The 12,219-nt window shown below is 35.8% G+C and carries 6 protein-coding genes; all 6 read right to left on the bottom strand.

From position 1 onward, the window contains the following. Positions 1-8: 8 nt before the first annotated feature. The 6 genes from gcvH to GQR60_RS18620 all read right to left on the bottom strand — a co-directional run bounded on the left by gcvH (position 9) and on the right by GQR60_RS18620 (position 12,218). Positions 9-383: a glycine cleavage system protein GcvH gene (gcvH, locus tag GQR60_RS18595; protein ID WP_124994381.1), complete on the bottom strand. Its 375-nt coding sequence runs from the start codon at positions 381-383 to the stop codon at positions 9-11. Between the two features lie 175 nt (positions 384-558). Continuing rightward, positions 559-8,127, bottom strand: a complete 7,569-nt coding sequence (gene sov, locus GQR60_RS18600) for a T9SS outer membrane translocon Sov/SprA (protein WP_124994382.1) — start codon at positions 8,125-8,127, stop codon at positions 559-561. A gap of 42 nt (positions 8,128-8,169) precedes the next feature. Further along, complete coding sequence (gene ruvA, locus GQR60_RS18605) at positions 8,170-8,751, bottom strand: Holliday junction branch migration protein RuvA (protein WP_124994383.1); 582 nt, start codon at positions 8,749-8,751, stop codon at positions 8,170-8,172. A 142-nt stretch (positions 8,752-8,893) separates the two neighbouring features. Further along, positions 8,894-9,949 (bottom strand): 4-hydroxythreonine-4-phosphate dehydrogenase PdxA, encoded by a 1,056-nt coding sequence (pdxA, locus tag GQR60_RS18610; protein WP_124994384.1) that lies wholly within the window; start codon positions 9,947-9,949, stop codon positions 8,894-8,896. A gap of 252 nt (positions 9,950-10,201) precedes the next feature. After that, the gene (locus GQR60_RS18615; protein ID WP_124994385.1) at positions 10,202-11,638 is read right to left on the bottom strand and encodes a leucyl aminopeptidase family protein; all 1,437 of its coding nucleotides are present in this window, start codon (positions 11,636-11,638) and stop codon (positions 10,202-10,204) included. Positions 11,639-11,837: 199 nt separating this feature from the next. Then, on the bottom strand, positions 11,838-12,218 hold the full coding sequence (locus GQR60_RS18620) for a hypothetical protein (RefSeq protein ID WP_306599001.1): 381 nt from the start codon (positions 12,216-12,218) through the stop codon (positions 11,838-11,840). Between the last annotated feature and the right edge of the window lies 1 nt (position 12,219).

Genomic DNA, 12,219 nt, shown 5'->3' on the forward strand with positions numbered 1-12,219 from the left:
TTGAATAATTACAATAATTCTTTGTATTGTTCTGCAGTTAATAATTCTTCTAATTCTGAATTATCAGAAATTTTAATTTTCACAATCCAACCTTCTCCATATGGATCAGAGTTGATCAAATCCGGAGCCTCTTCCAATTTCTCATTGAACTCTAACACTTCACCCCCAATTGGCATAAACATGTCTGAAACAGTCTTAACTGCCTCAATAGTTCCGAATATTTCTTCTTTATCTAATTCGTCGCCTTCGGTTTCAACTTCAACAAAAACGATATCTCCAAGCTCTCCTTGAGCAAAGTCAGTAACACCAACAAAGGCTTCTTCTCCTTCAACACGAATCCATTCGTGATCTTTGGTATACTTTAAATTTTCAGGTACATTCATGATAGTATGTTGTTTATTAAGAGTATTAAATTACTGCCCAAATTTACATTTTTTTTTTAATTATAAAATATCACGTCATACGTAATTGAATGTTTTAGAACTTATTCTTATTCATTCTATCTGATGAGTAATGATCACTGCAAAATCAGAATATAAGTGCATAACAGTAAAACCTTTAATTCGCAAGAGTAAAACGAATACTAGCACCAAATTCAGTAGTTGTAGTTGGGTATGAAAGTGAAACATAAGGAGTATTTACAATCCGGTCGTAATACAGTCTTAAATTAAATCTGTTACTCAAAACATAGTCAGCACTAAACTTAACTGTTACTACTTTCTGTCCTGATGTTAACTGATCAACTTCATCAACAATTTTTCTAATGATGGTATTGTTCTTACGAATTGATAGATCTCCCCGCAAATTAAGATCACTCTTATATTTTTTTTGCTTAGACCCTGAGCCTATTATCATACCAAAATCATCAAATCGATATCCCAAACCAAAAATCATTTCATTAGAAGCGACTTCTGTTAACTGGGTATTTGATAAACTTAGAATCAAATTTCGTGTGCGCTTAATTTCAAAACTCGTCGAGAAATTATTCTTCCAAATCATATCAACGTTTATCAGAGGATTGAATTGCTCATTAATGGAAATTGAATTGGCTTCATAAAGAGGTAGAAAATTATGCGCCATATCCTGAATAATACTGTATCCGTCGTCACCTTCCTCGTAAGTTAAATTGGTATTATACGAACCCACATCATATGTTGCATTATATGAATGACTCAAATTTATAGATTTGAAATACCTCTTAACTAGCGGCAGTTTGGATAAGCCTTCGAAAGTCACTCTCCAATTTGGTTTCATCCTCGAAATAGCCGGGAACAAACTATTATACCCTTTTCCTCCATTACCATATGCTTTAAGAAAAGCTGGAATTAAAACTTCCTGAGATGTTTCTCCATAACCTTCATAGTAATCCGTCTCTACTTTCGTTGTTTCTGTTCCTACAACAACCTTAGTGAATATTTTTTTGTCCTCATAATTTTCACCATATCTCTCTTTTGCCAATCGTAAACTTTCTTCTTTTCTTAAATCTAAAAATTTATCGAAATAGGCCGAAGAGTAATCTCCTGTATTCCCTATTGTAAAAAAGGCCGATTTCAAACTTAAAAAACTCATGCTGAAATTACCCGATTTAACAAGGTTCTCAGCCGTGAAATTATCATTCCCCGAATCGTAAATATAGTATTCGCTTCGGTTTCTTGAATAATTACGATTTGCCGTTAAATCAATTTTCAATCCTTTTACCGGTTCAATAGTACTTCTTATGGTAAAATTTTGAGTATGACTCATTACATATGGTTCATTCAAAGCTTCATCGGTTGTAATCCAACCTTTTTCAGCTGCACTTCTTGCAAAATTATTATCCTGATTACCAACCAGAAAGTTAAAACCGGGAGCCTTGGTTCCGTTATATGACTCACCACCAAAATAATTTGTTTGCGGCATATATCCAGGTAAAGTTGTTGAGTTAATCTCTGAATAATTAACGGAAATATTACGAACACTCATTACTGTTCTCAGAAAATTCTCCCCTATTAAGGCAAAAACTCCTTCACTCTCCGAAAGCTTGCCATTGACTCTTACCCGAACATTTTTCACATTCTCGCTTGAAGTAATCTTAGCTCTGTTGCCTGTTACAGATTTCACCTTAACCTTTACTTCTTTTCCCTGAGTATCGTAAACCTTAATGGAGATATCCTCGGTTGACAATTTATGGTATATAGAGGTAGGAATTCCAGCTTTCAACTCAGCAACAGTACCTTCATAATTAACCTTCTTGTAATTCTCTGTTTTCTTTTTGTATTTACGGTTCGAACCGTATTTTTGATTAATTCTTTTCAGCAAACCAATTTTATTGTACAAATTAACAAGGTTTAGCTGCCCGTTTACCTGTATATTATTGGAATTTCGAATGGTATTTCCCAACTCGATAGTATCGGCAGTTATTGCTCCGGCATTCCAATCATATGCCCCCGCATACCGTGCTGTAACGGATGTCCAATTCAACAATGGAATTTTATTTATTGGAACTGTATAAGTAAGATTAAAATTATGATGGTACTGAATATTTCGACCACCATCCATTAAATTATTCCAGATGGAATCTTTCCAAATATTATAGGTTTCACGATCTCTATCTCTATCAACAATTCCTTCCGGTTCATCAATTCGAGATGTATTTGTCGCTGAAAAATCAAATTTCAGTCCTTTAGTTAAGTTGTATTTTAAATCGTAATAGCGATACCAGATAAAATCCTTATCGAAAGTAGGCTTAATTTTAATGGTTGCCAGTTCGGTATTCCCGCTTCCTATTTCAGGAATATGTCTTTTCTCAATTTCGCGGTAATAGCGCTGCAAATCAGACCGGAAAGAAAGTTGTGTCGGCAAATAGTAAAAATTAAAATCCTTTAACAGTCTGAACATCGGATTTTGAAATGCTTTAACCCTCTTAAACGGCTGAACATTTTTCGGCACATTATTATAGTTATAGCTCAATACACCTCTGTAATTCTTTTCCAAATCACGAACCGTATTTACATCTCTTGAATAAGTTTCGTTATAGGAATAGGTAAGAGATAAATTCGATACATCAAGCAATTTAGGTTTTCCCTCCGCCTTTTCTATACGAACATTCGTTAAATTAAAACTCTTTCTTTTCGTATATTCCTGAGACATTTTTTTGATGGAGTCCCGCTCTGTTTTTGAATTCGCATTCTCAAGTGCTATATCCAGTGGGATATCCGGATCTAAAGGATTGTATTCCGGACTTTTTGTTTCTTCAGAAATAGCGTAATACAATGGAATACGAACACCCGATTTTTCAGGAAAAAATTTACCTAACTCAAAACTGGCTGATAAATCATATTGAAATATATCATCTTTGTATCGATCATTAACACCATCTTCTATCCCTCCAAAACCTGATGTAATTTTACTTCCAGCCCAAGTTACTGTACCAAAATCAGCTAATTTTGTTGTTACCCGCAGATTTGCAGCCCAACCTCCATCTTCATCAAAATCCGTCAATCGCATTTCATTCAGCCAGACCTCTACCGATTTTAGTTGATGATCATCCATTCCGGTAGCATCATTGGTGGGATTTTTCACCCCAATCATAACCGTTCTAATGTTTGCCAAATTTGGATTTCCTTTTATTCTTACAATATGATTTTGATGTTGCGGATCTGCATCATTAGACAAATCACCAACTGTTAAATCATATATGTCGGAATATTTCGCATTAGTACCGCGTACAGCATCGTTTCTTAACTGCTTTATTGTCTGAAACAAACGAAGCTTAAAATCAAAACGATTTTCATCAGGCCAAACTGCTAAACGATCTTCTTCAATATCGCCGTTATAAAGACCAGCAGGTGTTAACCGCATGGGAATTTCATATTCGTAGTAATTGTCCTGATAATCTGATCCTAAACGAACAAACACACTCACTTCTTCGTCTCTCACAGAATAACCTTCAATCTCCTCAGCATGAACATCCATTTTAAACTTACCATATTTCCTGATGTCCATATTAAGGGTTTTGTAAGCCCCTTTTCCTTTTCCATCTTCCAAATCGGTAACTTTCAATAATATAGCCTGCTCATTCAATTGAATTAACTGAGGATTACTTGGATCCACAACCCGATCAATTCCCGGAGGCAAAATATAGTTTACCGGTTCTTTACTTGCATTCTCTTCAATATTTACCGCTGTAATATCGAAACCAGCTTCTGATACGATATCATCCGTTTCATTTTCGTTAATAGACTGATCATATCTCCGCCAATCATCACGAACCAGATCAAGGGTGGCAAATCGCAGAACCACATCTTCTTCAAAATCCCTCAAGAACATTCTCATGAAACGAATCGACGTAAAGTCACTAATATTACCATACGTATCCTTGAATTCATCAACCGGAATTTTAAACTGATACCAATCAACCGAGCCATTCGTTCCGTTAGCTAAATCCACATTACTGGTCACTTTATCTACAATAAAGTTTTGACCTATCTGCATATCTGCCGGTGCCAAATGTACTTTGCATTGATAATATGCTTCGGTTTCACTCAGAGTATTATCATGGTTAATATCTTCTACATCAGGCAATGTTGTTGCGGATGTAGGATATGCACTTCCTGATAACTCAGATGTTGGTGAATTCCCCTCCGGACCATTATACTTTTTATAACGTTCCAAAATACTTAGCTCATCACTATCGTAATCTGCACCTCTAAAATAATGATAATCATCATTTGACGGATCTTTCTGAGCCAGAACATATGCCTCGGAACCTGTTCCCAAGTTTGCCGAAATACTAATTGCCTGAATGTACTCCTTATAGTAACTCAACTCATCTTTGGAACTCAATCCATCCAATCCAACATCCTGATATCTTCTTGCATTTGTATTATTATCAAAAGCATTTACGAGTGATTGTACCAAAGGAACCCGACCCCATTTTGTACTATCAACCAAAGTAATATTTTCATCCGCAGGCAACCCATTCTCAAATGATTTTCGCGAATCTCTTAATATATCTTCGGAAATATTTCCAAGGTTAAAATATAAATTCCCCCCTTTATGGTTAGGCTCATAAACAAATGGATCCATCATCCAAAACTCAACGTAAGCAATATTCGCAGCTTCAAAATCGTTGGTTTCAATTTTACGCATAATACCACCCCATCTCGATTCCGGAGCTTTAAGAGTACCATCAGGATTCATACCCTGAGAAATCCCGGCTTGTCCATCAACATCAAAATTATAAGGCCCTTTTTCTTCTGGGTAGTAGGCCAAATTCAGAACCGAAATATTAGTAGGAACCCCGGAGGCTCTCTCTTTATTTGGCCAAATTTCTTCTTCAAATATCTCTCGGACAAAGTGATTTGATTGCTGATCCTTATCCGATTTAATGTGCCCTGGTGTTGCAGAACTATTACGCAAGAACAAAGGATCAATTACATACCAAGCCAGTTTTGCCCGGTTATATCCATATGCTAAATCATTGTTCAAATTTCCTTCCTTAAATAAAGCTTCATTATTTTGCGGAGTACTGGCCAAAACCCATGAACTCAAACTCTTCATATCAATCGAAGTCTCTGTTCCCTCAAAATCATCGATATAGGCCGTACCCGAACTACCAATTGCTTTATTATGACCTGGAACCAATTGAGCAAATTCACCTTCAACAGCAATTGATGAAGGTTCTTTTGTTTCGATAAATGGAATTTTATCCACCATGCGGGTCAAGAACTCCGATTCGGTTCTATAGCTGCCATTCAGCCCCCAAATGGTATTAGAAATAGGTTCGTCACCAATATTAACCTTTTGTGTAAGAGGCTGCTCGGAAAGATGCATCATAGTTGCACCCAGATTGAAATCATCATTAAACTGATAATCCATTTGAACCCCAATCAATGTTTTGGTCTGAATGTTAAACAGCGAATTATTCTCCGAAGAAATAGAAATTGGAGTACTTGATTCCAATAGACTTTGGTTGATTATTTTCACCCTTCCCAATGTATAATCAACGGTATAATCAATGTTCTCGATTAGTTCTCTACCACCCGCTTTTACGCTAACAGAACCCGGTTCCACATTTAAAGCATTCAAAGAGATCTCTGAACTTGTTGATGATTTATAACTTCCTTTCAGACTATATTTATTTTTCTCGGCAATTTGCTGTGCATCATTTTGAGTTAAATTATAAAGCTCTTCAAACACATATTGATCTGCAATTGCATCATTATTAATCTTTTTTCTAAGGTAGTTGCCAAAAGGCTCAATTTCCGGGAATATGATTCGGCCATTTGTAGAATAGATTGTAATCCCGTCAATAAAATCAAACATTCCATCTGCACCCGCATCCAATTGTGAGTTCAGATTATCTACATTCAAGACTTCGAGAAGAATTTTATTTTTAATGTCCCCTTCCGGCAAATAATTTACTGCAGTCCCCGCATTATCGTTTTGATACAATACATTTAATATGAAATCCTCTTGATTAACCTGAAAAGCCCCAATGTTATAGATGTTTTTCATCATTAATTTCCATGTTGGCATTTGGGGACTAAGATTGGTTCCTTTCAGCAACTTCATAATGAGTGTTTGAGGAGCACTCACTCCATCACTGGTGAATTCTCCAACTCTAAACACCTGTCCTCTGTAGGTATACTCGAACGAAACCGCCAAAATTTCATCTGCATTTAATGCCTGATTTAAGGATATATAACCCAATTTTTCGTTTACAGAATATTCCGATTCAGATAATTTGCGGGCATTTTCAACTTTTTCGTAATCTGTTCCACTAACAAAACCAGGAGCTAATGGGGATAATGTACTTGTAACCTGATTAATGTCTCTTATACCAGAATAAGTGTTTGTCATTTTCTGATACAAATCATTCAACTCATTATTAGGCAGGTTACCTGTTCCTGTTTGCGAAAATTCTGAAGGATTGGAAATATTTGCACCATCTTCACCCAAATCAACATAAGCCACAAGGTTACGGGAATCCTGAAAATTAGATGTTTTATTAGTCACCCAAACTTCAACTTTATTGATTGTAATTCCTGAATTAATTACAGGAAGATTTCGCAGAGATTGATCGTAGTGATCGTAGAAATATTTGGAAAGAAAGAAATGTCGGTTTGCTTCATATTTATCAACTGATATCTCAAACTCATTTTTTTGCGCTCCATTCTCCATCTCAACAACACTGGTTTCTCCTTTTTGCTGCGAAAAAATAGAAGTTACAGATAACTTCCCAAATTGCATCTGTGCCTTCACACCAAACAAATTTTGTCCACCGGTAATCAATGTATTTGAAATGGGCATGGAAACATTACCTGCTTCAATTTTCTTAATAATCTCATCTTCATCACCGGAATACTCCAGCCTCATTTGATTTTCGAAATCGAAAGTGGCCTCGGTATTGTAATTCACATCCATCTTCAACTTCTCACCAACTGTACCTGTCACATTCATTTGAATCTTCTCATCAAAATCGAAACTAGTTGTTTTTCTTAGATTTACAGGAAGAGTTGGATTTTCGACCTTGGTTGTGTTAATACCAAAAGTTAACTCGGCTGACCCTTGCGGTTTTATGGAAATTGTATTACTGCCAAAAATTTTATCAACAAATTGCCCCCCTAATTTTAAATCCGGCACTAACTCATTACTTCCTGCAGTCCCATCACTCCGACTACGTTCCATCCAATAATCCCGAAGAGATTTTTCTGCTTCGTATTGCTTGTACTCTTCTGCAGTCATACTAATCGGACGACGGTAATCGACATCTCCAATTCGCGTCACCAAAATATAATTACCTGTAACAGCATCGTACTGAATGGATGTCAGAATATTTTTTGGATCCTTAAGATACAATGGAGATTGATTTTGAGAACCAAACTCTTGATTATCGTTTACATCATCAAAGGGGTAAGGAAGTGAATTGTCCTTTGCATCAGGATTGTCTTTATGAAATGGTGATTTCAGATTGATTACGCGTCCTGAGTCATTTTTAGATCGTTTGGTCGTATCCTGCTGCTGCACAGTTTGAATGCCAAATTCAAGATTAGAATTAAGGGCACTTAAGCTGGAATTACTTCCCAAAGCACTACAGAACAACACTATTAATAAGGTCAGAGTATATTTAATAAGTTTCTTCAATGGTTGATTACCTTAGGTTAGTAAAGCAATTACGTTCTTCAATTATAATTGTTTCAAGGCCAGCTTAATCAAATCCTCTACACTCGCATCAAGATTTGCTGTAAATATTTTATCGATAACTTTAGTTACTGAATTCTTCGCAAAACCTAACATCACTAAAGCAGATAACGCTTCTTCTTTAGTAGTATTGTTCTGTGGTAAAGAAAAGTCAGAGATATCAGTATCTTTTCCAAGTTTATCTTTTAATTCGATAATAATTCGTTGTGCCGATTTAGCTCCAATTCCTTTAACTCCCTGTAACGTTTTCACATCACTTGTAACAATAGCAGTTTGAATTTCGGAAGGCGTTAAAGATGAAAGCATCATTCGTGCTGTATTAGCTCCCACTCCTGATACCGAAATTAAATGTCGAAAAACACCGCGTTCGTTAGCATCAAAAAAGCCGAAAAATATATGAGCATCCTCTCGAACAACCTGATGCAAATACAATTGTGCCTCCTTATGCCCGGACAATTTCGAATATGTATTCAATGAAATATTTAAAAAATAACCTATTCCGCTAGTTTCAACAACTACTGAAGTTGGTGTAAGATCATCAATAACTCCCTTAATATACTCAAACATAAAATATGAATTGAATTTTTCTGTTTAGATCCTTAAAATATGTAAAATTATGCAATTTTTACAATCAAGACTTTGTTTTTAACAAAAAATGAAAGAGCGATTCAAATTTAACCGCTCTTTTTACTATTTTGTTAAAAATTTATTACGAATTTTTTGATGCTTCTGATGTTTGCATGGGGTTCTTACTAATTTCCTCAAAATTTTCCCGGTTTCTAAAAACATCAATAGCCATATACAATGCCTGCTGAAAAGATTTTTCAGATGCAACATTTGTTCCGGCAATGGAATATGCTGTACCATGGGCAGGCGATGTGCGTATTTTCGATAATCCTGCGGTAAAATTTACCCCTGAATCAAATGCCAAAGCTTTAAATGGAGCCAAGCCCTGATCATGATACATTGCCAGAATGGCATCAAACTTCATGTAATCTGAAGAACCAAAGAAACCATCAGCAGGATAGGGACCTAAAGCCATTATTCCTTTTTCGCGAACCTGTTCCAAAGCAGGAATTATTTCATCGATCTCTTCTGTTCCAATCAATCCATCATCCCCTGCATGCGGGTTTAGACTTAAGACAGCAATTCGTGGCTTTCTAATTCCAAAATCCTTTTGAAGAGAACTATTCAAAATATTTAGCTTACTAATAATATTCTCTTTTGAAACAACCTCAGGCACCTTGGAAATAGGCACATGCCCTGCAACAACACCCACTCTTAGCTTATCACTGATTAAAAGCATTAACGATTTACCGGAATTCAATTTACTTTCCAAATATTCAGTATGCCCTGGAAATACAAAATCCTTAGATTGAATATTCTTCTTGTTTATTGGCGCTGTAACCAACACATCAATTAATCCCTTTTCTAAATCTGCAACAGCAGCTTCTAAAGCCTTAAATGCAGATTCACCGGCACTGCTTGTTGATTTGCCTAACTCAACTTTTATATTTTCATCAACACAGTTAATAATATTTGTTCTATTAGGATGTGCTTCCTGAGCTTCCTTAATATTATTCAAACTAAAAGTTTCTATGTTGAGTGCTTTTCGATGATAAGCTGCAACTTTTGGAGAGCCATAAATAATTGGAGTACAAATTTCATACATCCTTTCATCCATCAAGGTTTTAATAATAACCTCGTAGCCAATTCCGTTAATATCGCCATGAGTGATTCCAACTCTTATTTTAGTGTTTTTCATCTGCTGTTTATTTTATATCAGTGGACTGATATCACTTTCAAAAGTCCAATTTTAAGCCGTTGCTATTTAAATAGAGTGAACTGGAAAATGATCAGCTATATTGTTACTTCTTATACTCTCTGACTTTATCAATACAATTAACAGAGTGATTAAGAAATACATTTGCAAAACATTTGTGCCTTAAATCTTAAAAAAATCATTACAAAAATAGAAAGATTCAATAAAAGAGCATCATCTTTTCAATTATTCCTACTATCGATATTGTTTAATAAATTCAAATAACAAGCGAACACCAACACCTGTGCCTCCTTTACCTCTGTAATTATCTGTTGTACTTACAAACGCAGGTCCGGCAATATCGAGATGAATCCATGGATAATTTGTAAAATGCTGCAGGAATTTCCCAGCTGTTATTGCTCCACCATCACGACCACCAATATTTTTCAGATCTGCGATATCCGATTTTATCAGCTCTCCAAATTCCTCCCAAAAAGGAAATTCTACCAGTCTTTCGTAAACTTTCTCTCCAGACTCCTTTAATTGAGTCATCTTATCCTTACTATCCTCATTTCCCATTGCCACCATGCCATACTTCCCGATAGCCACAGCCGCTGCACCTGTTAATGTCGCCAAATCGACAACAAATTCCGGTTTATATTGATCTGCATAACTAAGAGCATCGGCCAAAATCATTCTTCCCTCGGCGTCTGTATTTAAAACCTCAACAGTTTTCCCATTATACATCTTAATAACATCGCCGGGTACATAAGCATTTCCACCCGGACGATTGTCTGTTGCAGGAATTAATCCAATTACATGAATTGGCAGTTTAGCTTTCGCAATTGCATAAATTGCTCCGGCTACCGATGCTGCACCACCCATATCAGATTTCATCAAATCCATGCTGTCCTTAGTTGGCTTAAGACTCAATCCGCCGGTATCGTATACAACCCCTTTTCCAACAAAAATAATTGGTTTCGAATTAACTGCCTCTTTCGATTTCCACTCCAATATAGAAAAAGTAGGTTCGTCGAGACTGCCTTTATTCACAGCCAAAAGACCACCCATCTTTAAACTTTCAATCTTTTTCTTTCCAAAAACATCAACAGTAAATCCAGCTTTAACTCCCATTTCCTGAATTTCTTCACTTAATTTTTCTGCTGTAAGATAGCTTAAAGGTTCGTTTACAAGTTCGCGTGCAAAATTCACCCCTTCAACAACTGCAATTAACTCATTAAGCTGTGTTGAGCTGACAGCGTCACTATGGATAATTACTTCTTCCAGAGTATGCTTTTGTTTTTTTGTATCGGTAAAATATTTTAGAAACTGATAATTTGTCAGGGCAACACCTTCAGCAAAAGCAAGTATTGCTTCTGCATCGTTCAGATAATCCTGCAAAACAATTTTGGTGATTTTACTTTCCTGAATCCTGGCATGAAAAGAGAAGCCCAACTTCCTCATTTTCTCCAAATCGGAATTAGTATACTCTTTATTATCTACCACATGCAAATAAATTTTGTGCGTATAACGATTCAACTCTATTAACGTATTCTCGGTGGCAATTTGCTCTTCAGCAAACTTCATCTCCTGCTCTGAAAGAGGAAGATTTTTATAATTCCCGGCAGTTGCCAAAAAAAGAATGTTCTCGTTCTCATCTGGCTTCTGAAAGCTTTTTACTTCTATTTTCATCGGAACTCATGTTAGTGTGAAAAACCATATCGATCAACACAGTAATTCCCCAATACTTCGAACTTGATATTTCCAAATTCTGATAAACAGATATTTCCTGTGGATTTTTACAGCCAAGTAAAAATAGTAAAAAACTAAGCGGAAAACATTACTCCTTGATAAGGAAAAAAGAAAACCGCAGCTTGATGCTGCGGTTTTATTATAATTTATCCGGATTTTCCTTGAAATAATTCCTTATCAATACTTTTTTGAGTTCCCTTAAAATAATTAGCTCAGTAAGTAATTCTGATTTTGGAACATCAGGAAAATTTAATTCCGTTTTAATAATCTGTTTTTCACTCACATCTATCTGATAGAGCAATAGAATTAAACGATGATAATCCCTATCCAATAAATGAGTTAAATGTTCATTTAACTGACTAAAAAGTTCTTCGTATGCATTGTGTATTTCTCCGGAAAATTTCACTTCCAACCCAAACTGATCAAAATCTTTCTCAATCTGGGCAGCAACCTGCCGAATCACCTCTTCGCGATTACGATAAGGTTCAATGCTCAAATTTTTTAAATCGGGTAAATTCACG

The organism is Labilibaculum euxinicum, assembly GCF_009795715.1.
Classification (GTDB): domain Bacteria; phylum Bacteroidota; class Bacteroidia; order Bacteroidales; family Marinifilaceae; genus Labilibaculum; species Labilibaculum euxinus.